The organism is Streptosporangium sp. NPDC049644 (assembly GCF_040675205.1).
Taxonomy (GTDB): domain Bacteria; phylum Actinomycetota; class Actinomycetes; order Streptosporangiales; family Streptosporangiaceae; genus Streptosporangium; species Streptosporangium fukuiense.
The window spans coordinates 39262-62246 of record NZ_JBFAOJ010000057.1 but is presented as its reverse complement, the minus strand read 5'-3'; the positions used below and the strand labels follow the sequence as shown (position 1 = coordinate 62246).

Below are 22985 nucleotides of genomic sequence, written 5' to 3'. Positions count from 1 at the left end.
TCACCGTCGCGAACCGGCCCTGGCGGAAGGTGAAGTACTCATGCAGCAGGTTCCACAGCGCGCGGGCGGTGTGCGCCTGAGCGTCCGGCACGGCCACCTGCTGGTCCGCTACCCGTCGAAGGCCGCCTTCTCCAGGCTCGCCAACTCACCGAAGGGCCTCTCGGCGCGGATGCTCGGCAAAGAGTACCGCGCTCGCGTCCGCTGCCCCCTGCGAGGTGGGCATTTGCGGTCCGGCTCCTATGTCGCCGCAAGCGTGAGCAGCGCACCGCTCACGGTCCTCAAGCAGCACATCGAACGGCGGAAACGACCCGTGTGAGCCGGCCTGCTAACGGGCACGGAAGACCAGAGCACGCCCACGCCCTGACGGGCACTTTCGCGTGGGCCTTCACCCCCGGCGTGAACACCGGAGCACTGACCCACAGTTCGGTAGAGTCGCACAACGATGAGAATCCATACGATCACCGCGCTCTGGGAAGACATACCCGACGATGCCGACGACCTCGTCCTGGTACGCGGCGGGTTCCGGGTCTACCTCTGCCTGTGCGGCAGGCCGCTGGCCGACAGGACGGCGGCCGAGCTGCACGCGTCCGAGACCAACCAGTGCACCACCTGCCTGGGCAGCACCGTCGAGAACATCGTGCCCGACTTCTCCCAGCAGTGCACGGCCTGCGCCGGAACCGGCCGGCGCAGGGCGCAGCTGACCTGGCAGCTCGCCCACGCCGAGGCCGAGACGGTGATCACCGTCGAGTTCGTCCGCGGGCTCATCGCCGGCTTCACCGAGCCGTTCCGGCTCTCCGAGGTGGCCGACCTGGCCCGCGAGACCCTCAACCTCCCGGTGGGCCGGCTGCCGGTCGGGCCGCGGGTCCGCGACGTCCTGCGCTCCCTGGAGGCGAGGGGCGAACTCGTGCTGCTCTCCGCCCCCGACGAGCTCCTGCGCGGCACCTCGGTCATGCTCTACCGCGACCCCTACTGGGAACACGCCACCGGTTGAGCGTCCTTCGCGGCTACATCCTCTCCGCCGCCGCGAGGTAACCCGCCAGCATGGTCAGCGCGACATCGCGCACCGCGTCGTCGCCGGGCAGGAAACCGGCGCTGTGCATGCGTACGTCCGTGCCGTCGCCGACCCCGACGAACATCATCAGGCCGGGCAGCACCGCGGAGAGATAGGAGAAGTCGTCGGCGCCGAAGGAGAGCAGCGGCCGCGAGAGGGTGAGGCCCAGGTCGGCCAGGTGGGCACCGGCTCGGGCGGCGAGCCCGGAGTCGTTGTACAGGACCGGCTCCCCCCGGGTGATGCTCACCTTGGCCTCGCAGCCGTGGGCCCGCGCGACCAGGTCCGCGACCTCCTCCAGCCGGGCGTGCACCTGGTCGCGGATGCGTTCGCTCAGTGCCCTGACCGTACCGCCGGCCGTGGCCTCGTCGGGCACGACGTTGGGTGCGCTGCCGGCCGTCAGTGTGGAGACGCCGAGGACCGCCGAGCTGGTCGGGTCGACGTCACGGCTGACCACCCGCTGCAGGGCGACGACGACGTGCGCGAGCGCGAGCACCGGGTCGCTGGTCAGGTGAGGGTAGGCGGCGTGCCCGCCGCGGCCCCTGACCACGACCGTGAACTCGTCGGCGGCGGCGTTCACCGTGCCGGGGGTGGCCGCGACCTCGCCTCGCGGCAGGGTGGGCTGGACGTGCGCGCCGATGATGGCGGTGATCTGGTGCTCCGCCAGCGACGGCGACCGGGCGATGTCGTGGGCGCCGGAGGGATAGGTCTCCTCGCGCGGCTGGAGCATCGCGACCAGCGGAGGCGCGCCGGGGGTGTCACCGACCGCGTGGCAGAGTGCCACCAGGGCGGCGAGATGCACGTCGTGCCCGCAGGCGTGCATGCGGCCCGGCCTCCCGGACGCCCAGTCGACACCGGTCCGCTCGGTCACCGCCAGCGCGTCGAGTTCGGCCCGTACGGCGACCGCGGGCCCGGGGCCGCCGACGCGCACCAGCGCGCCCGTACCGGCCACCGCGTCCACGGGGCGTCCGGGCAGCTCGGCCAGGATTAGGTCGCGGGTCGGCCCCTCCTCCCCCGACAGGTCGGGGCGGGCGTGCAGCCGGCGGCGCAGCTCCGTCGCGGCGGGCAGCCGCCGCTCCAGTGCCGTCCGGAGCCCGGCCCCGACGGAGTCGACGGCCGGGCCGAAGGCAAGAGGCTCGATCATTTGGCCGGTTCCAGACCGTAGACGCGCAGGGCGTTGTCCACACCGATCATGGTGGCCACCCGGACGGCCTCCTCCTCGGCCCACTCTCCGGCGTCGACCCACCCGCGCAGCGCCCGGCCGAGCCCGCGGCGGAACAGGTGCGCCCCCAGCATGTGCAGCTCCGCCGGCCCCCAGGCGTCCGAGGAGAACAAGATCTTGGCGAACGGCGCGAGTTCCAGCGACTCGGCGATCAGCGCGTCCGACCGGCTGCCGGTGTAGTTGACGCCGAGACCGACGTCGAAGTAGACGTGCGGGAAGACCTGGGCGAGATAACCGGCGTTGCGGTGGTACGGGTAGCAGTGCAGCAGCAGGATGTCCACGCCGTGCGGCTCGATGAGCTTCAGCCAGCGGGTGAGCAGCAGCGGGTCACACATGTGCAGCTCCACATCGGGGTCCCCGTAACCGGCGTGCAGTTGCAGCGGCAGCCCGCGCTCCACCCCGGCCCAGAGTCCGAGGCGGAGCAGCACCGGGTCGTCCACCCGCCACCGGCCGCTCGCCTCGCCGGCGGACAGCCAGCGGCCGGCCGCCAGGACGGCCTCCCGGTCGCCGGGCGGTGCCGGGTCGAAGGCGAAGCCGTGCCGGTAGGCGACGATGCTCTTGAGGCCGACGGCGCCGGCGGTGCGGCGCGCCAACTCCTCGCGGAAGCGGCCCGGCAGTTCCGCGGCCGAGACCCCCGAGGCGGCCACCTGCTCCAGCACCTGCTCGATGCGGACCACCTCGTGCACTGGCCGCCCCGACGCCTCCGCCATCCCGGCCGGGTCCAGGACGTCGTCGCCCCGATAACCGGTCTCCAGCAGGAAGCGGCCGATGCCGCCGGCGGCCAGTAGCAGCCGGTTGACCTCGGTGGCGCCCAGTTCGGTGCGGCGCGCCAGGTAGTCCTCCGGTGCGGCGTGGGCGGGCAGGCCGAGGACCGGCGCGCACCAGCGGCGGATCGCGAAGCCCAGCTGGGAGTCGAACTGGGTCATGAACGCCGGGATCGGCCGGTCGGACTCGGTCACCAGCGTCTCGAACTCACCGCGGCCCAGCTCTCCCGAGGAGGCGCCGTGCACATGGTGGTCGACCAGGGGCAGGGTGGCGAGCACGCTCTCCAGATCGCCGGCCGCATCCCCGGAGAAGTTCTCAGTAGACATCGGCGACCCTCCGGCAGAGCTCGTGGTCGGGCAGTCCCTTGACGCAGGCCAGCTCGGCCCGTCGCACCGCGAGGAACGTGTGGAGCAGTTCGTGGGGGAACCAGCCTCGGGCGACCTCGTCGGCCTCCAGCGCGGCGAGCGCCTCCGGCAGGGAGCCGGGGAGCGCGGGCTCTTCGGCCAGGTCGGCCTCGGTCGCGGTCTCCGGCCACACCCGGGCGGGCTCGGCCCCGGCCAGTCCCGCGAGGCCGGCGCGGATCAGGACGCCGAGCACCAGCCACGGGTTGGCCGTGGCGTCCGCCGCCCGGTACTCCAGGTGGAGCTGGCCCGCGGGGTCGGCGCCGCCGATCTCGACGGTCGGCGCGATGCGCAGCAGCGCCTCGCGGTTGCGCTCGGCGAGGAACACCCCGCCGGCACTCCACCGGTGCGGGGTGAGCCGCAGGTAGGAGCCGACGCTGGGCGCGGTGACGGCCACCACCGCACCGGCGTGCCGCAGGATTCCGGCCGCGAACCTGGCCGCGGTCGAGGAGAGCCTGCCGGGTGCTCCGGCGTCGAACATCACCGGGCCGCCGCCGACCTCGCGGAGCGAGAAGTGCACGTGGACGCCGTTGCCGACGCCCGCGGGGTCGGCCAGCGGGACGAAGGTGACCGGGTGCCCCCGGCGGCGGGCGAGGTCGCGGACGAGCTCGCGCAGCAGGACCGCCCGGTCTGCGGCGACCATTCCGGTGGCGGGCCGCAGGGTGATCTCGAACTGGCCGTCCCCGTACTCGGGGAGCCAGCTCTCCGGCTCCAGCCCGGCCGTCTCCAGCAGCGCGACCAGGTCGGCACCGAACGGCTCGGCGCCGCGCAGGCGCTGGAAGGAGAAGGGCGGGGCCTCGGCCTGGCCGCCGAGCATGAACTCGTGCTCGAAGGAGGCGTTCACCTCAAGGCCCGCGATCTCTCTCAGGTCCGCCAGCGCGCGGGCGAGGAAGCCGCGCGGGCAGCCGGGCCAGGGGCTGCCGTCCAGGCCGGTCTGGTCGGCGAGGTAGAGCCGGGTGCCCGGCACCGGGCCGTCGGCGGGCAGGTCGACGGCCGTCGCGGGGTCGGGGAGCAGCCTCAGGTCGCCCACCGAACCGAAGACGTTGTCGTCGGCCAGGTGGCCGAAACAGGTCAGCGCCAGATTGGCGGGAACCCATCCCACTCCGGTGCGCAACGTCTGGTCCAGCCGGGCCACCGGGGTAGCCCGGCCCCGCACCTGGGCCGCGAGGTCACAGGTCGCCACGAAGGCGGTCCCTGTCGTCATCGGCTCTCTCCTCCCAGTCCGGTCCGCACCCCGCGTCCCGGCCGCCCTAAGTGAAACATACGGTTCACATGTATGGTCAAGGCGGCGGAATGAAACTTAGCATGCGTGTTACCTGGTACCCCTGACAGAAACGCCCAGGTCATATGTGTCGAGCCGGCGGGAGGCCGCTCCCGCCCGGCATCATCGGAAGGCCTCCCATGACGGACAACCTCTCTCCGAGCAGGTTCAACGGGACCGTGGTCCTGGTCACCGGCGGAGCCCAGGGCATCGGCCGGGGCATCACCGGGGCGTTCCACGAGGCGGGGGCGACGGTCGTCGTCGCCGACCTCGACGAGACGCGCACGGCGAGGGTCACCGCGGAGCTCGCCGCCGTCCCGGGCCGATCACCGGCGGCCTCGGCGGTGCGCCTGGACGTGCGCGACCCGGAGTCGGTGACCGCCGCCTTCGAGCGGGTGACCGCCCTGCACGGCGGAGTGGACGTGCTGGTCAACTGCGCCGGGGTCTATCCGAACATCCCGGTCCTCGACATGACCGCCGCGGAGTGGGACGAGGTGTTCGCCGTCAACGTCCGCGGCGTGATGCTGGCCTCGCAAGCCTTCGCCCGCGCCTCCGGCGCCCTCGGGGGCGGGCGCCGGATCGTCAACGTCTCCTCCGGCGCGGCCCGCTCGGCCCGGGTGGGCGCCGCCCACTACTGCTCGTCCAAGGCGGCGGTGGAGATGCTCACCAGGGTCCTGGCGCTGGAGTTCGCCCCGTCACAGATCACCGTCAACGCCGTCGCCCCCGGGCTGATCGAGGTCCCGGCCACCGCGGCGCTCTCGGCCGAGTACGTGGCGGCGCTGGTCGCCGGGCAGCCGGTGCACCGCATGGGCACGCCGGCGGAGATCGCGCGGGCGTGCGTGTTCCTCGCCGATCCGGACTCCTCCTTCATCACGGGGAGTGTTCTCGACGTGGACGGAGGCTTCCTGGCCGGAACGGCCCTGCCGCCGAGCTGAACCACGTTTTACGAGATCAGAGCGGTGCGGCGGATCGAGTTTAAGTAACAAACCTTTTACAGGTCTAGCCTTTGCCGCAGGATGCAACGTACGTTTCAATTGTCGACAGTGACAGAACGGTGCAAAACAGGCATGTGACGCCCTTCGGCATGTCCCGCATGCGTTCGTCCGCTCGTCCCCCAGACGCAGAGAGGCTTCACCGTGGCCCGTTCCCCCTTCCTCCGTCCCCGGACGCCCATCCGGGCGATCACCGCCGTCGCGGTGACGGGCGCCCTGGCGGCGCTCACCGCGTGCTCCTCCTCCACCTCCCCCGACACCTCCGCCGCGGAGACCGGCGGCGCGGCCGGCACGAAGGAGATCCAGATCGGCCTGCTCGCCCCGCTGACCGGGGCCCTGGCATCCGACGGCCTGGGCATGAAGCAGGGGGCCGAGCTGGCCATCAAGCAGCTCAACGAGGCCGGCGGCGTGAACGGGTACACGTTCAAGCTCAAGGTCGTGGACGTGCAGAGCCAGTCCAACGACGCGGTGACCAAGGGCGTGCAGACCCTGACCGACGACGAGTCGGTGAAGGCGGTCGTCACCGGCTACGCCTCCACGTCCAACTTCGAGATCGACGAGTTCGCCGCGGCGGAGAAGGTCTACCTCATCGGCGGCAACACCGCGCAGACCCAGGCCATCATCGAGAAGGACCCGGCGAAGTACCCCACGGTCTGGTCGATCACCCCTGACTACGACGCCTACGGCACCGAGCCGGTCGACCTGGCGGAGTCCTGGGCCGAGCAGGGGCTGTGGAAGCCGCGCAACAAGTCGGCGTTCATCGTCCGCTCCGACAACCCCTACAGCGAGAACATCGCCGACGGCCTGGTCAAGCACTTCAAGGCCAAGGGCTGGAGCATCGCCGGCCAGGAGAAGGTGCCGTTCGGCACGGTCAACGACTGGGGCACGGTTCTCGGGAAGATCCGCTCCGCCGACCCCGACTTCATCGTCAACACCGACTACCAGGTCTCCAACGAGGCCAGCTTCCTGCAGCAGTTCCTGCAGAAGCCCACCGAGTCCCTGGTCTTCATGCAGTACGGCCCCAACCAGCCCCAGTTCTTCGAGCTGACCAAGCAGCAGGCCGAGGGCGTGCTGTTCAACAATCTCGCGGGCATGGTGCCCTCGCCCGGCTACGCGCCGGCCGCGCAGCTGCAGAAGGACTGGCAGGCCGCGTACGGGACCGACAACGTCGACCCGCAGGGCGTGATGACCTACGTGGAGACCATGATCTACGCCGACGCGCTGCGCGAGGTCGGCGACCCCGACGACGCGTCGGCGATCGGTGCCGCCATCGGCAAGAGCGACAGCGAGCGGGCCTCCGGCCGGATCGTGTTCGACCAGACCACGCACCTGGCCAAGCAGGGCGACGACTACGTGCCGCTGCAGTCCTTCCAGTTCCAGGACGAGAAGCGGGTGCTGATCGCCCCTGAGAAGTACAAGTCGGGCTCCTTCCAGCTCCCGCCGTGGATGAAGAAGTGACCTCCGCTTCCCTGCTGCTGCCGCCGGGCAAGCGGATGGCCGTGGCACTGACCTTCGACTTCGACGCCCACTCCCCCTGGATGGGCACCATGGGCCGCACGTCGCCGTCCTACCTGTCGCGCGGTGACTTCGGCGCCGAGCAGGGGGTGCCCCGGCTGCTGGAGCTGCTCGGCCGCAACGACCTGCCGGCGACCTGGGCCACCCCCGGCCACGACCTGGTGACCTTCCCGCACCGCATCGAGCAGATCCTGGCGGCCGGGCACGAGATCGCCGCGCACGGCTGCTACCACGAGGTCGTGCCCGACCTGGGGCCCGACGAGGAGCGCCGGCTCATGGAGGTCGCGCTGCGCCAGCACGAGCAGGTCGTCGGGCGCCGTCCGCGCGGCTACCGCTCGCCCGCCTGGGACTTCTCCGAGAGCACGCTGGACCTGCTCGAGGAGTTCGGCTTCGACTGGGACAGCTCGCTGATGGGCCGGGAGTTCGAGCCGTACCGGCCCCGGCGGGTCACGGTGAACTACGAGTCGGCCAGCGAGTTCGGCCCGGAGAGCCGGATCGTGGAGATCCCCGTGTCGTGGTATCTCGACGACTGGCCCTCGGTGGAGTACGTCGCCGGGGTCTCCCCACTGGGTTCCCACCGCGACATGGAAGACCGCTGGAACACCATCTTCGACTACGCCCACCAGCGGGTGCCGGGCGCGGTCTACGTGCTCACCATGCACCCGCAGACCATCGGCCGGGCCCACCACCTGCTCGTCCTGGAGGCGCTGGTCGAGCGGATGCTGGCGGCGGGCGACGTCTGGTTCGCGACGCTGAGCGAGATCGCCGATGCCTGGCAGGGCTGAGCCGGGCCCTCCCCCGGGAACCGGCGGGATGGTCACCGCGCCCGACCCGAGGGCGGCGCGCGCGGGGGCGTCGATGCTGCGCGCGGGCGGCAGCGCCGTGGACGCGGCGGTCGCCACGGCCTTCGCCACCGGAGTGGTCGAGCCCTACATGAGCGGGCTCGGCGGCGGCGCCTGGCTGGTGGTGCGCGAGCCGGGCGCTCCGGCCGCGACCGTCGTGTGCGGCCCGATCCGGGCCCCGGGCCTGGCGCGTCCGGAGATGTTCGCCCCGGCGGCGTCCGCGGCCGGCACCGGCCTGTACAACTGGCCGGCCGTGCGCGACGACGCGAACATCGTCGGCCCGCTGTCGGTGGGCGTTCCCGGGGCGGTCGCCGCGCTGTGCCGGGCGCACGCCAGGTTCGGCCGTCTGCCGCTGGCCCAGGTGCTCGCCCCGGCGATCGAACTGGCCGAGGCGGGACACGAGACCAACTGGTTCGCCTCCTCGGCGATCTGCGCCGAGGCCCGGACGCTGCGGGCCTTCCCCTTCTCAGCGGAACTCTTCCTGCCCGGCGGCCTGCCGCTGCGCGGCCCGTCCCAGGGCCCCGGCGACCCGCTCGTCCAACCCCGGCTGGCCCGGGTGCTCCGCGAGATCGGCGCCGGCGGCCCCGACGCGTTCTACCTGGGCCGGGCCGCCCGCGCGATCGCGACGGCGGTCACCGGGGCCGGTGGCCTGCTGTCGGAGAAGGACTTCGGCGGGTACGTCGCCGACGAGTCCGAGGTCCTTCCCGTCGAGATCGGCCCGATGCGGCTGTACGGCCCGCACGCCACCGGGGTGATCTCGGTGATCGAGGCACTGCAACTGGTCGAGGCCGCCCGGCGCAGGGGACTGGATCCCGGGGCGCGCCTGTGGGCGCGGGTACTGTCCCACGCGTTCGAGGACCGGCTGCGCGAGGTCACCACCTCCCAGCAGGGACCGGCGCCCTGGGCGCGGCTGGCCTCCCCCGGGTACGCCGACGAGGTGGTGGCCGACTGGATCGCGGGCGGGCATGCCTCCCCCGCGCCCCCCGGCGGCTCCACCAGGGCGGGATGCACCTCGCACCTGTCGGCGGTCGACGACGAGGGCATGACGGTCTCGCTCACCCAGACGGTGCTCGACCTGTTCGGCTCCCGCATGGTGGAACCGGAGACCGGCATCGTGCTGAACGACGGGATGATGTACTTCGACCCCCGCCCCGGCCGGGTGACCAGCGTCGCCCCGGGCGCGGCCGGGCTCAGCGCGGTCAGTCCCGTCGTGCTGACCGGCCCCGGGGACGCCGAGGCGACGCTCGGCGCCTCGGGCGGGCGGCGGATCATCTCCGCCGTCGCCCAGATCGCCGCCCGCTGGCGTGACGGCGCGGACCTCCAGGAGGCGATCTCGGCACCGAGGATCCACGCCGAGGGTGACCGCCTCTGGCTGGACTCGCGCGACGCGGGAGCCGCAGCCGACCTCTCCGCCGCCGGGTTCGACGTCCAGGTCGTCAGCGAGGAGCCCACCACCTGGCACTTCGCCCGCCCCAACGGCATCGCGCGACGCGGTGGCGGGGCGTGGTCCCCCGGCGTCGACCGGATGAAGCCGTACGGGGTGGGCCTGCCCGGCGGATGAGACAGGCCGGACAGGACGGACACCCGGTCGCGGCCCACCACGGCCGACCAACACCACGAGTACCAGCAGATTGAGGGAGATATCGCGATGGCGAGCACTCTGACCGGGCAACGCGCCCTGGTCACAGGCGCGGCGGGCGGGATCGGCGCGGCCATCGCGCACCGCCTGCGCGCGGAAGGGGCGCGGGTCATGATCGCCGACGTCGACATGGAACGCGGGACGCGTACCGCTCTGGAGTTGTCGGGGGACGGCCCCGCGTGCGTGTTCCAGGCGGCGGACGTCTCCGACGAGGGCAGTGTCGAGGCGCTGTTCGCCCGGGTCTCGGATGAGTTCGGCGGCCTGGACATCCTGGTCAACAACGCCGGCGTCGCGGAGAGCGGCGGCGGCGTCACCGGGGTACCGATCTCCGAGTGGCGCAGGGTGATGGACGTCAACGTCACCGGGACGTTCCTGTGCGCCAGGGCGGCGTTCCCGCTGCTGGCCGCGGGCCGGGCGGGCGCCATGGTCAACCTGTCGTCCATCTTCGGGGTCACCGGCCTGCCGGCCTTCCCCGCCTACTCCGCGGCCAAGGGCGCCATCGCCAACCTGACCCGGCAGCTCGCCATCGAGGGCGGCCCGCGGGGAATCCGGGTCAACGCCGTGCTGCCCGGCTACGTCGACAACGACATGGGCGACTCGCGGAGCCTGCTCGACGCCGAGGCCGCCGCGGAGTCCCTGCGGCAGCGCGAGGCGGCGGCGGCCCGCCAGCCGGCCGGGCGGCAGTGCTCGCCGGACGAGATCGCCGCGGCGGTCGCGTTCCTGGTCGCCCCGGACGCCTCGTTCGTCAACGGCGTGCTGCTCCCGGTCGACGGCGGCTTCCTCGCCCAGGGCGACTGGCGCGGGCCCGGGCAGGCCGCGTCGTGAACGGGGACTCGCAGGTCATCCTCGCCGCGCACGAGGTCGGCAAGTCGTTCGGCAGCCTCAGGGCCGTCGACGGCGTCTCGATGTCGGTGACGCGCGACGAGGTCTTCGGCCTGGCCGGCCCCAACGGCGCGGGCAAGAGCACACTGTTCAACCTGCTCACCGGTATCCCGATCCGGCCCGACTCCGGAAAGGTGATCTTCGACGGCCACGAGATCCAGAACCGCTCGCCGCGCTGGATCGCCAAGGCCGGCCTCAAGCGCACCTTCCAGACCGAGGCCGTCTTCGAGTCGCTGAGCGTGCTGGAGAACGTCCGCATCGGCTCGGCGTACGGCGGCGCGGGCAAGGCCAGGCGCTGGGCCCCCGCCCGGTGCCGGGAGGCGCTGGACGCGGTGGAGCTCGGCGGCGACCCGAACCGCCCGGCCGACGGGCTCTCGCTGATCGACCGCAAACGCCTGATGATCGCCGGCGCGCTGGTCAGCGGCCCTTCGGTACTGCTGCTCGACGAGCCCGCGGCCGGCCTCGACCCGGCCGACCAGGACGCGCTGATCCGGTTGCTGGCCGGGGTGCGCGGCACGGGCGTCACCATGGTGATCATCGAGCACGTGCTGTCGGTGCTGGAGGCGCTCGCCGACCGGATGGCGGTCCTCGACAGCGGCCGGATCATCGTGACCGGCCGACCGGCCGAGGTCCTGTCCGACCCGAGGGTCGTCGAAGCCTACCTGGGACCGGGGGCCGCGCGATGAGCGATCTGCTGACCGTGGAGAACCTCACCGCCGGCTACGGCCAGGCGAAGGTGTTGCGCGGCATCTCGCTGCGCGTCGGGCAGCACGAGGCGGTCGGGCTGCTGGGGCCGAACGGCCACGGCAAGACCACGCTGCTGCGCTGCGTCTCCAACCTGCACCGGGCCGCCTCCGGCACGATCGCCTTCGCCGGACGGGACACCAGGGGCGAGTCCCCCGGCAGCCTGGTCAGGCGCGGGCTCATCCACGTGCCACAGGGCTCGCGGCTGTTCCCGCAACTGACCGTGGAGGAGGCACTGCGGCTCTCCGCGTCCTCCAGCGGGCACTCCTCGACCTGGCGGGACGGGATCGACCAGGTGTTCTCGGTCTTCCCCAAGCTCAAGGAGCGGCGCCGGCAGCTCACCGGCACGCTCAGCGGCGGGGAACGCCAGATGGCCAGCCTCGGCATGGGCCTGATGGCCCGGCCCACTCTGCTGATCCTCGACGAGCCCACGCTGGGCCTGTCACCGAAGGTCAAGCACGAGCTGAGCGAGTGCATCGTGCGGGTCCGCGCCGAGGTCTCGTCGGTCATCCTGATCGACGGCGACATGGACCTGGTGCTCGACCTGACCGACCGCTACCACGTCATCCTGCACGGCGACGTGGTGGACAGCGGCGCGTCGGACGGCAGCCGCAGCCGCGACGAGATGATGTCGCTCTTCCTGGGAGGGACCGCCGATGGACGGCATTAGTGTCATCGTGACGAGCACGCTCGTCCTCGGCGGCCTCTACATGCTCATGGCGGCGGGACTGACGCTGATCTGGTCCACGCTGCGGGTCTTCAACTTCGGGCACGGCGCGCTGATGATGTTCGGCGCCTACCTGACCTGGACGCTGCTGGACGCCGGCGGGCTGCCGGTGGCGGTCGCGCTGCTCGGCGCCGTGGCGGCGATGGCGCTGATCGGATTGGCCTACGAGTTCCTGCTGGTCAGCCCGTTCATCCGGCGTCCAGGAGGCGACATGCTGGTGATGGTCGCCACGCTGGCGGCCACCATGCTGCTGCAGAGCGGCGCCCAGCTGATCTGGGGGCCGGAGATCAAGCAGCTCCCGCCGTTCGGTGGCGCGCGCGTCGAGGTCGCCGGGGCGGTCGCCCAGGGCAGCCAGCTCGTCACGATCCTGCTGGCCCCGCTGCTGGTGGGCCTGCTGGCCCTGGTCCTCAAACGCACCGGCATCGGGCTGACCGTACGGGCGCTGGAACAGAACCGCGAGCACGCCCAGCTGCTCGGCATCGCACCGCGCCGGGTCTACGTCTTCGTGGTCGTGGTCGCGATCGGCCTGGCCACCGTGGCCGGGGCGCTGCTCGGCAGCATGCAGTTCATCTCCCCGGGCATGGGCGGCGACCCGCTGCTGCGGGCCTTCGTGGTGCTCGCCTTCGGCGGAGCCGGCAGCCTGACGGGCACCATCGCCGGCGCGTACGCCATCGGCCTGCTCGAGGCCGTCACCACCTACTACTTCGGGCTCTCCTGGAGCCCGGTCCTGGTCTTCCTCGCAATGATCGTGATCATGCTGGTCAAACCCGAGGGACTGCTGCGGACCAAGGTGAGGAGCGCGTGAACGTCATGACCAACCTGCGCTCCTGGGTCGGCTGGCCGGTCTACGCGACGGTCCTGGTGGTCCTGCCACTGGTCTTCACCGACCCGCACGCCCGGCTGCTGCTGATCCTCTTCACGATGTACGGCGTGCTCGCCATGAGCTGGAACCTCACCCTCGGTTTCGCCGGCATCTTCAACTTCGCCCAGATCGGGTTCTTCGGCATCGGCGCCTACACCACGGGCATCCTGGCCACCCGCACCGGCATCGACCCGTGGCTGGCCCTGCCGATCTCGGGGTTGTCGGCCCTGCTGGCCTCGCTGGTGGCGTTCCTGCCGGTACTGCGGCTGCGCGGCATTTACGTGGGCCTGGCCACGTACGTCTTCTCCCAGCTCTGCATCTACCTGGTGCTCGGGCAGGCGGGCCTGACCGGCGGATCCAACGGCATCGTCGGCATCCCCCGCCTCAGCCTGGGCGACGTCAACCTGCGGGCCGACGGCCGGATCGGCTACTACTTCCTCGGCGCCGCGCTGCTGTTCGCGGTCACCGTGCTGGTGCGGGTGCTGACCCGCTCGACCCTGGGCATGTCGCTGCTGGCCCTGCGCGACAACGAGGCGCTGGCCACCAGCCGGGGCGTCTCCAGGGTGCGCCAGCACCTGATCGTCTTCATGATCGGCGCGGCCGTGGCCGGGGTGGCCGGCAGCTTCAACGCCTTCCTCAACGGCGTGGTCAGCACCGACGTCTTCGGCTTCGGCTACCTGACCCTGCTGCTCAGCATGATCTTCCTGGGCGGCAGCGGCAGCGTCTACGGGCCGATCGTCGGCGCCGTGGTCGTCACCCTGGTCTCCGACGTGCTGCAGGACGCCGGGGCCTGGCGCGACATGGTGATCGCCATGCTGATCCTCGTGGTGCTCTGGATCGCCCCCAAGGGCCTGGCCGGCATCACGAACTCCGTCCTCACCTCGCTCCGGCGGCCCCGCAACCCCGCTCCGGAGCCACTTCCCACCACCTCGAAGGAGACCGTATGACCGCCGAACACGACGTGACCCGCCGGGTACTGGAGCAGGTCGACCTGCTCGCCGAGCGGATGGTCTCCAGCCTGGCCGACGCGATCGCCATCCCCAGCGTGAACCCGCGCTACCCCGGCCAGGAGTACGACAAGATCGTCGGGGCGGAGGGCGACGTCAGCGCGCTGCTCGGCGACCTGTACGCCGAGGCCGGGGCCGAGGTCACCAAGGTCACCGTGGAGCGGGGCCGCGACAACGCCTGCGGCGTCGTGTCCGGCGCGGGCGGCGGCCGGTCGCTGCTGCTCAACGGGCACGTCGACGTCGTACCGCCGGGTCGCCTCGACCGGTGGCGCGGCGACCCGTTCCGTGCCCAGGTCACCGACGACGCGGTGATCGGGCGCGGCGCGACGGACATGAAGGGCGGCCTGGTCGCCGCGGCCTACGCGGCCCTCGCGCTGCGCGGGGCCGGCGTGCGCCTGGCCGGTGACCTGGTCCTGCAGGGCGTCGTCGGCGAGGAGGTCGGCGACCACGAGGCCGGCACCACCGCGGTGCTGGAGGCCGGGTTCGGCGCGGACGCGGCCATCGTCTGCGAGCCGTCCGGGCAGGCCGGCACCCTGCCGGCGTCGGTGCCGGTGACGCCGGGCCTGCTCTGGTTCAGCGTCTCCCTGGAGGGCAAGACCGCGCACTCCGGGCTGCGGGGCATGACCGTGCACCCGACACTGGAGGGCGACGCGCTCGGCGTCAACACCGTCGACAAGTTCTGGGTGGTCTACCAGGCGCTGCGCGCGTTGGAGGACGACTGGGCCCGGCACAACCGGCACCCGCTCTTCCCGCCCGGCTACTTCAACCTGCTGCCCGGCGTGCTGCGGGCCAACCCCTCGGGCATCCTGGTGCCCTTCTTCCTCGCCGACGAGCTGGTCGTGGAGTACTGCGTCTACCACCACCCCGACCGGTCCAACGAGGAGGTCATGGCCGAGATCGAGTCCCGGGTCATGGACGCCTGCCGCACCGACCCGTGGCTGCGCGAGCACCCGCCGGTGTTCGAGTGGAAGCTGCTCTGGCCGCCCTACTCGCTGCCCGACGACGCTCCGCTGAGCACGACGCTGGTCGGCGCGCACACCACGGCGACCGGCGGGCAGCCGCCGCTGACGACCGGTTTCATGGGCGTGTGCGACCTGACCTGGATGGACCGCAAGGGCATCGGCGGCCTGGTGTACGGCCCGGGCGTCGGCTACACCGCGCACGCGGAGAACGAGTACGTGGAGATCGCCCAGCTGGTGCAGTCGGCGAAGACCTACGCGCTGACCGCGATCGACTGGTGCGGGCTCGCGGGCGAGCGGTGAGCGCCGGACGGCCGCGAGGCTGGGAACCACCGGCGGGCGGTGGGCGATGGGGCGCGAGCGGCGGGTGAGCGGCGCTCGATCCGAGCACGACGTTCTCTTTTCGTACGGTTCGTGGCATGATCCCTTCCTTGCGACGCGCCGCACGATCCGGCGGCCGCCCATGAGGAGGCAACATGCTCGGCACCCCTGAGCCGCGCACCGTCGCGGCCCAGCTCCGCGACGTGCTGCCCAAGCTGCCCCGTGCGGAGCAGCGGGTCGCCCGCACCCTGCTCGCGGGCTACCCGACCGCCGGTCTGGAGCCGCTGGCCACCGTCGCGAGCCAGGCCCAGACCAGCCCGGCCACCGTGCTGCGGCTGGCCTACCGGCTGGGCTTCGAGGGCTACCCGGAGTTGCAGCAGGCGCTCAAACGCGAGACCCAGCAGCGCTACTCCTCTCCTCTGGCCCAGTACGGCAGTGCCGAGGAGGACACCGGCAGGGTGCTGAGCCGGTCCCGCCGGGTGCTGCTGGACGCCACCGCCATGACCTTCGACCAGCTTCCCGAGGGGGAGCTGGTCAAGGCCGCGGAACTGCTGGCCGACCCCGGCCGCCGCATCTCGGCGGCCGGTGGCCGGTTCAGCACCATCCTGGCCCAGTACCTCATCGCCCACCTGCACCAGTTGCGTCCCAATGCGACGTACATCGCCGGGTCCACCGCCGACCACGCCGCCCACCTGCTCGACATGGGCCGCCGCGACGTGCTGGTGCTCTTCGACTACCGGCGCTACCAGCGCGAGACGATCGCCTTCGCCCGCGCCGCCGCGGCGCGCAACGTGAAGATCGTGCTGCTGACCGACCCGTGGCTGTCGCCCGCCGCCACGGTGGCGGACGTCGTGCTGCCCGCCCAGGTCCGCTCGCCCTCACCGTTCGACTCGCTGACCCCGGCGGTCGCGCTGCTCGAAACGCTGGTCGCCGCGGTGGTGGAGCAGCTCGGCGAGGCAGGCAGGAGCCGGGTGGCCGAGTACGACCAGATGGCCGACGACGTGCTGCGCGAGGACGACGGGCCGCTCACCCCGGCCGGTCCCGGCGCCGGCGCCGAGCCGCCCCGCGGGACCCGGACGGCCGCGGAAGACCACTCCTGACGGTACTTCCGGCGGTACTTCCGACAGTATTTCCGACGGTGACCCGTACGCGTTGGCCGCCACCGTGCGCCAACGAGTACGGGTCACGGCCCGATGCCCGCGGAGGCTCGGCCGTCAGGCCGCGCAACCGGCGTACTCGTCGCGGCGCCAGAGCATCGCGGCCAGCATCAGCGGGAACATCGCCACGTGGGCGAGCGTCATCACGGCCCCGCCGTCGACGAGACCCAGCCAGAGCAGCGGGAAGAGCGGCACGACGGGGACGAACATGGCGGCGCACATCTCCAGGGTGGCCGCCCAGCCGTGGCCCCGGTAGCGCATCCAGATCGCCATGCCGACGGACATGTCGAACGCCATCAACAGGTAGGCGAGCTCGGGCTGCCGCTCGTGGGAGAAGCCGAGCCCGACGGCGGACAGGAGCATGCCCAGGGCGAACATGCCGGCGAACATCGCGATGACCATCTCCACGTAGTGCCAGGCGAACCTGCGCCAGCGGCGGGTGACGGTTGCTGTCTGAGTCATGCCTCCACCGTGCCGCCCTACCGGCCGGGTACCAAGCAAGGCCGTCGCAGAGGTCCGGAAATCCGGGATTCCTGTCCGAAAGGCGCCGGGGAGACCTCGGCACGGTGCTGAACGTGCCACAGACGGTGATCTCATGCTCTGTGGACTCGAGAAAGGCCCGTCGCCACCGGGACAGGGCGCGGGAAAAAAGCGAACACCACGCTAACCACGGGTTGAACGTCTGCCGACCTACCCGCTCCTAACGTTTCCATAGTCGACGAAGAGTCGGCGTCGGATCGAAGGGGCGGGTCATGCGGCGGCTGAGAAGTGAGCGGCGAAGGCCCGGTGTGACCATTCCCCTGATCGGGTTGGTGTCGTGCGTCCTGTCCGCCTGCGCGGGCGGGCGCCCGGCGCCGGCGCCGGGCCCGCCTCACCACGCCGGGGCCGCCGGCGGGACGCCCTCCGCCACCTCGCCGGGCAGTGCGGCGAGCGCCTCGGCCACCCGATCGGCCGCGCCGGTGGACATCTACGCCCATGACCGGCCCGGTATGCTCAGCCCGGTCGTGGCGAGGTTTCCCGAGCGGGTCTACGTGCCCAACAGCGAGAGCGACACCGTCAGCGTGATCGACCCGCGTACCTACCGGGTGCTCCGCACCTTCCCGGTGGGCCGGCGACCGCAGCACGTCGTCCCCTCGTGGGATCTGAAGACACTCTGGGTCAACAACAACGACGGCAACTCCCTGACACCGATCGACCCCATGACCGGTAAGGCGGGCAAGCCGGTGCTCGTCGACGACCCCTACAACCTGTACTTCACCCCGGACGGCCGCACCGCCCTGGTGATGGCCGAGCGGGAGAACCGGCTCGACTTCCTCAACCCGCGCACCATGCGGCTCCGGCACTCGCTGCACATGCCCTGCCGGGGGATCAACCACGCGGACTTCACCGCCGACGGCGGCCTCCTCCTCGGCAGCTGCGAGTTCTCCGGCCAGCTGGTGGTCATCGACACGGCCGCCCGCAGGGTCCGCGCCGTCATCGACCTGGCGGACGGCACCACCCGACGCAGGGGCATCCGCCGCGCGACCCCGCGGGGCGACAACGCGTCGTACCAGATGGAACACGACATGGCGCACGACGCCATGCGACACGGCCACATGCCGTACCCCAACATGCCGCAGGACGTGAAACTCTCCCCGGACGGCACCGTCTTCTATGTCGCCGACATGGCCAAGGACGGCGTGTGGCTCGTCGACGCCGCAGATTTCCGGATCACGGGTTTCATCAAAACCGGCGCGGGCGCCCACGGCCTCTACGTCAGCCGGGACTCGAAGGTGCTGTACGTCTCCAACCGGGGCGCCGGGTCGGTCTCGGTCGTCTCCTTCGCCCTTCACCTCCCGATCGACACCTGGCACATTCCCGGCGGCGGCTCACCGGACATGGGCGGCGTGTCGGCCGACGGCCGCCGTCTGTGGCTGTCCGGACGCTATGACGGGGTGGTCTACGTGTTCGACACCGAGAACGGCGGCCTCATCCGCAAGATCGATGTCGGCGCCGGCCCGCACGGCCTGTCCATCTACCCCCAGCCCGGACGCTACTCACTCGGCCACACGGGGATCTTCCGCTGACACCTACGTCACGCCGGTCACCGGCGGTCCACTCCGGCGCGGGTGGCGAGGGGTGCCGTACCGGGGGCGGGCCAGCGGCAAACCGGACACCTGGGCGACCAAAGTATGAAACGTCCTGGTAACAGATGCAATCCGGCTATTGACCTCTCTTGCGGGAGCCTCCTATGGTTCCCTCCATATTCTATAGAATCCAGAATATGGAGGGGATGGATGAGGACAGCGGCGCGAGCAGCAGTCGTCATGGACGCCGCAGGGCCGGTGGAGGTCCGGTCCTACCCCGTCCCCGACCCCGGTCCGGGTGAGTTCGCCGTCAAGCTGGAACTGTGCGGCGTCTGCGGCACCGACGCGCACATCTACCGGGGGCGCCTTGACCGGATCACCTTTCCGGCCCTGCTGGGGCACGAGATCGTCGGCACCCTGGCCGCCCTCGGTGAGGGGGTGAACGCCGATCACGGCGGGCAGCCCGTGGCCGTGGGCGACCGTGTCGGCGTCTTCCCCGCGCTGAGCTGCGGGCGCTGCTACCAGTGCCAGGTGCGGCACCGTCCCGCCGACTGTCCTGACCGGCGTCCGTCCTACGGGTTCACCTCACCGGTGACGACCCCACCGCACCTGACGGGCGGATTCGCCGACTACCTGCACGCCGCCAACGCGGGCACGGTGTTCTACCGGACGACCCTGCCCGCCGAGGTGGCGGTCCTGCAGGAGCCGATGTCGGTGGCGCTGCACGGGATCACCCGGGGCTCGGTCGGCGTCGGCTCCACCGTGGTCGTCCAGGGAGTGGGTGCGATCGGGCTGATGGCCGTGGTCGCGGCCCGCGCGGCGGGAGCGCACCGGGTCGTCGCGGTGGGTGCTCCGGACGCGCGGCTGGAACTGGCGGCGGCACTCGGGGCGGACGCGACGGTGAGCATCCAGGAACTGACCGGCGTGGCCGAGCGCCGCAGTGCGGTGTTCGACGCGCTCGGCGCGCCGGGAGCCGACTGCGTGATAGGCGCCAGCGGCTCGCCGGCCGCCTTCATGGAGGCCATCGGCCTGGTGGCCGACGGTGGCGTGCTCGCCGAACTGGGCAACTTCACCGATCGGGGGACGGTCCCCTTCAATCCCTTCAGCGACCTGCTGAAACGGGACATCACCATCGCCGGTGTCTACGGCGCGGGCCCCGACATGCTGCGCCACTACCACCAGGCGCTGCTCATCCTGGAACGCGGCGGCCGGCCGTACGACCGTGTGGTCAGCCACCGGGTGCCGCTGGGACGGGTGGGCGAGGCCCTCGCCGCCCTCGGCGACGGCTCCCCCCTCGACGGCCGGGACATCGTCAAGCTCGCGATCGACCCCGCCCTCTGACCTCCTCCGCAACACCCCTTTCCCCATCCTGTACAACCCCCGAGAGGAGGACCGGCCATGCGCCGTTCCCTCCGGTTGACCGCAGCAGCAGCCGCGCTCGGCCTGACCATCACAGCGTGCGGCTCGACGGCGTCCGAGGTCTCCGCCGACGGCGGCGGACTCGGCACGGCGGAGAACCCCGTGTCCATCAGGGTCATCGCCAACGACGCCTTCGCCAAGCAGTGGCAGGACCAGCTGGTCCCCGAGTTCAACAAGAAGTACCCCAATATCAAGGTCTCCGTGGACGGCGTGCCGTACAACGACCAGCTCCCCAAGACCATGCTGGAGCTGACCGGGCCCACCCCGACCTACGACGTGGTGCTCGGCGACGACTCGTGGATCCCCCAGCTGGCCAAGACCGGCGGCCTGATGGACCTCAAGGCCGACGTGAGCAAGTGGACCGACGCGGGCTACGACTGGGACGACTTCAACCCCACCCCGCTCGCCGCGGGTCAGTGGGACGGCAAGCAGTACACCGTCCCGGTCCGCTCCAACCTGCTGCTGATGTTCTACAACAAGAAGCTGTACAAGAAGGCCGGAGTCCAGGAACCCACGGCGGAGACGACGTGGGAACAGTACTTCGCCGACGCCAAGAAGCTGGTCCAGGACACCGACGGCGACGGCAAGGTCGACGCCTGGGCGACCGGCACCTACTTCACCAAGGACCCGCTCACCCCGACCATCTGGCAGACCGTCCTGAACTCCAACGGGGTGGCGCTGCTGGACGACGACCTCAAGGTCGCGTTCGGCAACGAGGCCGGGGTGAAGGCCCTGCAGACGCACGTCGACCTGCTGAAGTACGCCCCGCCGGGAGCGAGCACCTACCAGTTCAACGAGCCGCTCGAGGCCTTCCGCCAGGGCCGGACCGCCACCATGTTCATGTGGGGCAGCGTCTACAAGGGCACGGCCGTGGACGAGGCGTCCACCACGCTGAAGCCGGAGGACGTCGGCCTCACCACCCTCCCGGCGGGTTCGGCCGGTCCGGGCGCGCACCGCGGTATCTGGTCGGCGGGCATCGCCAAGAAGACGCGGCACCCGGCCGCCGCGTGGACCTGGCTGCAGTGGGTCACCTCCAAGGAGGGCGAGCAGTTCACCGGCAGCGCGTTCGGAACGTTCCCGGCGCGCAACTCCACGCTGAACGGCACTCCGGCGGCCGAGTGGGCCGCCCCGGTCTACGAGGCGCTGAAGGCCGGTTACGCCGCGGTGGAGAAGAACAAGATGTGGCGGCCGCGGCTCCCCGAGGCCGACGCGGTCCAGCAGATCCTCGCCCTGCAGACGAGCCGGGCGATGTCCGGTCAGGCGACCGCCGAGCAGGCCGTCGACGAGGCGGCGAAGGAGATCACCGAGCTGCTGAAGTCCAAGGGTTACCCGCAGTGAGTGTCTCCACTCGCACGCACCGGGCAGGGGCCGGCAAGGCCCCTGCCCGGGGGTCCGGCCCCAGGGCCGCCCGGCGGTTCCGGCTCGGCGAGCCGGGTACCGCGTGGTTGTTCATGACCCCGGCGCTCGTCCTGCTGGCGGGCATGCTGCTCTATCCGATCTTCTACACGCTCTGGGTGAGCTTCTCCGACTTCGACCTGGCGCTCTTCGAACCCGTCGGCTGGGTGGGCTGGAAGAACTACGAGATGGTGCTGAGGGACCCGGGTTTCCTGGAGTCGCTCAAGGTCACCGGCATCTACCTGGTGGTCGCGCTGCCGCTGCAGATGATCCTCGGGTTCGCCATCGCCTTCCTGCTCAACGTGGAGTGGCGGGGCCGCGGCGTGCTGCGCGCGCTGTTCCTCATCCCCATGGTGGTCGCCCCGGTCGTGGCCGGCGGTGTCTGGCGGATGCTGCTCGACCCGCTCTGGGGCGTGGTCAACTACACGCTCGGCCTGGTCGGCATCGGCCCGGTGGAGTGGATCGGCGACCCGACCCTCGCCATGGTCAGCGTGATCCTGATCGACACCTGGCGGTGGACGCCGTTCGTGGTCCTCATCGCCGCGGCCGGGATCATGGCCCTGCCGGGTGACGTGTACGAGGCGGCCAAGTCCGACGGCGCCGGCCGCTGGCAGACGTTGTGGCGTATCACTCTGCCGCTGCTGGTGCCGGTGATGGCCGCGGCCTTCGTGGTCCGGTGGCTCGGTGCGGTGAAGATGTTCGACATCGCGCTCGCCGCGACCAGGGGCGGCCCGGGTAACGCCACCAACGTGGTGAACCTCTACATCTACGAGAAGGGCTTCCGCAGCCTGGAGTTCGGCTCGGCCTCCTCGATGGCGACGATAGTGCTGATCATCACCGTCGTTCTCACCTACTTCCTGTTCAGCATCAGCCGTCGTCTGGAGAACCGATGGTGAGCACCGCCGCCCCGGCCCCCGGAAACCGGAAGGCCGGCCGGGCCCGCCTGGGACGGATCGCGACGATCACGGCCGCGATCCTGGTCACGCTGGCCTTCCTGTACCCGGTGATCTTCATGATCAGCATCTCGTTCAAGCTGCCCAAGGACATCTTCACCATCCCGCCGAAGTGGATCAGCGAGATCACCTTCGACAACTACGTCAGCTACTTCCATCAGGCCCGCATCCTGCCCCGCATGATCAACACGATCATCGTGGCGATGGGGGCGGCGATCATCTCGATGGTCGCCGGCTCGATGGCCGGCTACGCGCTGTCCAGGATGAGGATGCGCGGCGCGGGTGTCATGGGCGGCCTCATCCTGGCCTCGCGCGCGGTACCGCCGATCGCACTGGTCGTGCCGATGTTCCTGGTGGCCCGCAAGCTGGGGCTGACCGACCAGTACATCACCGTGATCCTCGCCTACGTGACCTTCCTGGTTCCGTACGTCGTCTGGCTGATGCGCGCGTTCTTCAAGAGCCTGCCCAAGGAGCTGGAGGAGGCCGCGATGATCGACGGCTGCTCCCGGATCGGGGCGTTCTTCCGGATCATCGTGCCGTGCAGCCTGACCGGCATGGTCTCCACGTTGATCTTCTGCATCATCCTGGCCTGGGAGGAGTTGCTGTTCGCCCTGATCCTCACCAACGACAAGGCCGTCACCATCCCGGTGGCCATCGCCGGGATCGCGGCCGACACCGAGAAGGGCGGACTCTGGGGCCCGCTGGCCGCCGTGGGCACGCTCACCGTACTGCCTGTGGTGATCTTCGCGCTGGCCGTGCAGAAGTATCTGATCAAGGGTCTCGCCGATGGCGCGACCAAGGGATGAGG

General features: G+C 71.2%; 22 protein-coding genes. 18 read left to right on the top strand and 4 right to left on the bottom strand.

All coding sequences use genetic code 11. The annotated features are described in order from the left end of the window. On the top strand, positions 1 to 316 hold a 316-nt coding region (locus AB0J58_RS28045), incomplete at its 5' end, for a transposase (RefSeq protein ID WP_364220897.1). A 126-nt stretch (positions 317 to 442) separates the two neighbouring features. Continuing rightward, complete coding sequence (locus AB0J58_RS28040) at positions 443 to 991, top strand: hypothetical protein (RefSeq protein WP_364220894.1); 549 nt, start codon at positions 443 to 445, stop codon at positions 989 to 991. Positions 992 to 1004: 13 nt separating this feature from the next. Here AB0J58_RS28040 and AB0J58_RS28035 read toward each other — a convergent pair whose 3' ends face one another. From AB0J58_RS28035 to AB0J58_RS28025, 3 genes are read right to left on the bottom strand one after another with little or no spacing between them, the layout of a single operon-like run. Next, positions 1005 to 2192, bottom strand: a complete 1188-nt coding sequence (locus AB0J58_RS28035; protein WP_364220890.1) for a M20 family metallopeptidase — start codon at positions 2190 to 2192, stop codon at positions 1005 to 1007. Then, positions 2189 to 3361, bottom strand: coding sequence for an amidohydrolase family protein (locus AB0J58_RS28030; protein WP_364220887.1), 1173 nt, complete (start codon positions 3359 to 3361; stop codon positions 2189 to 2191). Before AB0J58_RS28030 ends, AB0J58_RS28035 begins: the two co-directional genes overlap by 4 nt. Continuing rightward, positions 3351 to 4640, bottom strand: a complete 1290-nt coding sequence (locus AB0J58_RS28025) for a glutamine synthetase family protein (protein ID WP_364220884.1) — start codon at positions 4638 to 4640, stop codon at positions 3351 to 3353. Before AB0J58_RS28025 ends, AB0J58_RS28030 begins: the two co-directional genes overlap by 11 nt. Before the next feature lie 197 nt (positions 4641 to 4837). Here AB0J58_RS28025 and AB0J58_RS28020 point away from each other — a divergent pair, with 197 nt between their 5' ends. The 11 genes from AB0J58_RS28020 (at position 4838) to AB0J58_RS27970 (ending at position 16287) form a co-directional block, all read left to right on the top strand. Continuing rightward, positions 4838 to 5632 (top strand): SDR family NAD(P)-dependent oxidoreductase, encoded by a 795-nt coding sequence (locus tag AB0J58_RS28020; protein ID WP_364220881.1) that lies wholly within the window; start codon positions 4838 to 4840, stop codon positions 5630 to 5632. A gap of 201 nt (positions 5633 to 5833) precedes the next feature. Continuing rightward, positions 5834 to 7147, top strand: coding sequence for an ABC transporter substrate-binding protein (locus AB0J58_RS28015; protein WP_364220878.1), 1314 nt, complete (start codon positions 5834 to 5836; stop codon positions 7145 to 7147). Continuing rightward, the gene (locus tag AB0J58_RS28010; RefSeq protein WP_364220875.1) at positions 7144 to 7989 is read left to right on the top strand and encodes a polysaccharide deacetylase; all 846 of its coding nucleotides are present in this window, start codon (positions 7144 to 7146) and stop codon (positions 7987 to 7989) included. Before AB0J58_RS28015 ends, AB0J58_RS28010 begins: the two co-directional genes overlap by 4 nt. Then, entirely contained in the window at positions 7973 to 9607 is a 1635-nt protein-coding gene (locus tag AB0J58_RS28005) for a gamma-glutamyltransferase (RefSeq protein ID WP_364220872.1), read from the top strand. The genes AB0J58_RS28010 and AB0J58_RS28005 overlap by 17 nt, the downstream gene beginning before the upstream one ends. 87 nt (positions 9608 to 9694) lie before the next feature. Beyond that, positions 9695 to 10510, top strand: a complete 816-nt coding sequence (locus AB0J58_RS28000; RefSeq protein WP_364220869.1) for an SDR family oxidoreductase — start codon at positions 9695 to 9697, stop codon at positions 10508 to 10510. Continuing rightward, positions 10507 to 11253 (top strand): ABC transporter ATP-binding protein, encoded by a 747-nt coding sequence (locus AB0J58_RS27995; protein ID WP_343978035.1) that lies wholly within the window; start codon positions 10507 to 10509, stop codon positions 11251 to 11253. Before AB0J58_RS28000 ends, AB0J58_RS27995 begins: the two co-directional genes overlap by 4 nt. Continuing rightward, entirely contained in the window at positions 11250 to 11981 is a 732-nt protein-coding gene (locus tag AB0J58_RS27990) for an ABC transporter ATP-binding protein (protein WP_364156818.1), read from the top strand. Before AB0J58_RS27995 ends, AB0J58_RS27990 begins: the two co-directional genes overlap by 4 nt. Beyond that, complete coding sequence (locus tag AB0J58_RS27985; protein ID WP_343978041.1) at positions 11968 to 12843, top strand: branched-chain amino acid ABC transporter permease; 876 nt, start codon at positions 11968 to 11970, stop codon at positions 12841 to 12843. The genes AB0J58_RS27990 and AB0J58_RS27985 overlap by 14 nt, the downstream gene beginning before the upstream one ends. Before the next feature lie 5 nt (positions 12844 to 12848). After that, positions 12849 to 13847 (top strand): branched-chain amino acid ABC transporter permease, encoded by a 999-nt coding sequence (locus AB0J58_RS27980; RefSeq protein ID WP_364220900.1) that lies wholly within the window; start codon positions 12849 to 12851, stop codon positions 13845 to 13847. Further along, positions 13844 to 15169, top strand: coding sequence for an ArgE/DapE family deacylase (locus AB0J58_RS27975; protein WP_364220864.1), 1326 nt, complete (start codon positions 13844 to 13846; stop codon positions 15167 to 15169). The genes AB0J58_RS27980 and AB0J58_RS27975 overlap by 4 nt, the downstream gene beginning before the upstream one ends. 173 nt (positions 15170 to 15342) lie before the next feature. After that, the gene (locus tag AB0J58_RS27970) at positions 15343 to 16287 is read left to right on the top strand and encodes a MurR/RpiR family transcriptional regulator (protein WP_364220861.1); all 945 of its coding nucleotides are present in this window, start codon (positions 15343 to 15345) and stop codon (positions 16285 to 16287) included. 114 nt (positions 16288 to 16401) lie between these two features. Here AB0J58_RS27970 and AB0J58_RS27965 read toward each other — a convergent pair whose 3' ends face one another. After that, the gene (locus tag AB0J58_RS27965) at positions 16402 to 16806 is read right to left on the bottom strand and encodes a hypothetical protein (RefSeq protein WP_364220858.1); all 405 of its coding nucleotides are present in this window, start codon (positions 16804 to 16806) and stop codon (positions 16402 to 16404) included. 326 nt (positions 16807 to 17132) lie between these two features. On the opposite strand from AB0J58_RS27965, the gene AB0J58_RS27960 reads away from it, so the two are divergent. From AB0J58_RS27960 to AB0J58_RS27940, 5 genes are all read left to right on the top strand, one after another. Then, on the top strand, positions 17133 to 18410 hold the full coding sequence (locus AB0J58_RS27960; RefSeq protein ID WP_364220856.1) for a YncE family protein: 1278 nt from the start codon (positions 17133 to 17135) through the stop codon (positions 18408 to 18410). 210 nt (positions 18411 to 18620) lie between these two features. Then, positions 18621 to 19751: an alcohol dehydrogenase catalytic domain-containing protein gene (locus AB0J58_RS27955; protein ID WP_364220853.1), complete on the top strand. Its 1131-nt coding sequence runs from the start codon at positions 18621 to 18623 to the stop codon at positions 19749 to 19751. Between the two features lie 57 nt (positions 19752 to 19808). After that, positions 19809 to 21167: a sugar ABC transporter substrate-binding protein gene (locus tag AB0J58_RS27950; RefSeq protein WP_364220850.1), complete on the top strand. Its 1359-nt coding sequence runs from the start codon at positions 19809 to 19811 to the stop codon at positions 21165 to 21167. Next, complete coding sequence (locus AB0J58_RS27945; protein ID WP_364220847.1) at positions 21164 to 22120, top strand: sugar ABC transporter permease; 957 nt, start codon at positions 21164 to 21166, stop codon at positions 22118 to 22120. Before AB0J58_RS27950 ends, AB0J58_RS27945 begins: the two co-directional genes overlap by 4 nt. Continuing rightward, the gene (locus AB0J58_RS27940; protein WP_364220844.1) at positions 22114 to 22983 is read left to right on the top strand and encodes a carbohydrate ABC transporter permease; all 870 of its coding nucleotides are present in this window, start codon (positions 22114 to 22116) and stop codon (positions 22981 to 22983) included. Before AB0J58_RS27945 ends, AB0J58_RS27940 begins: the two co-directional genes overlap by 7 nt. The last annotated feature ends 2 nt before the right edge of the window (positions 22984 to 22985 follow it).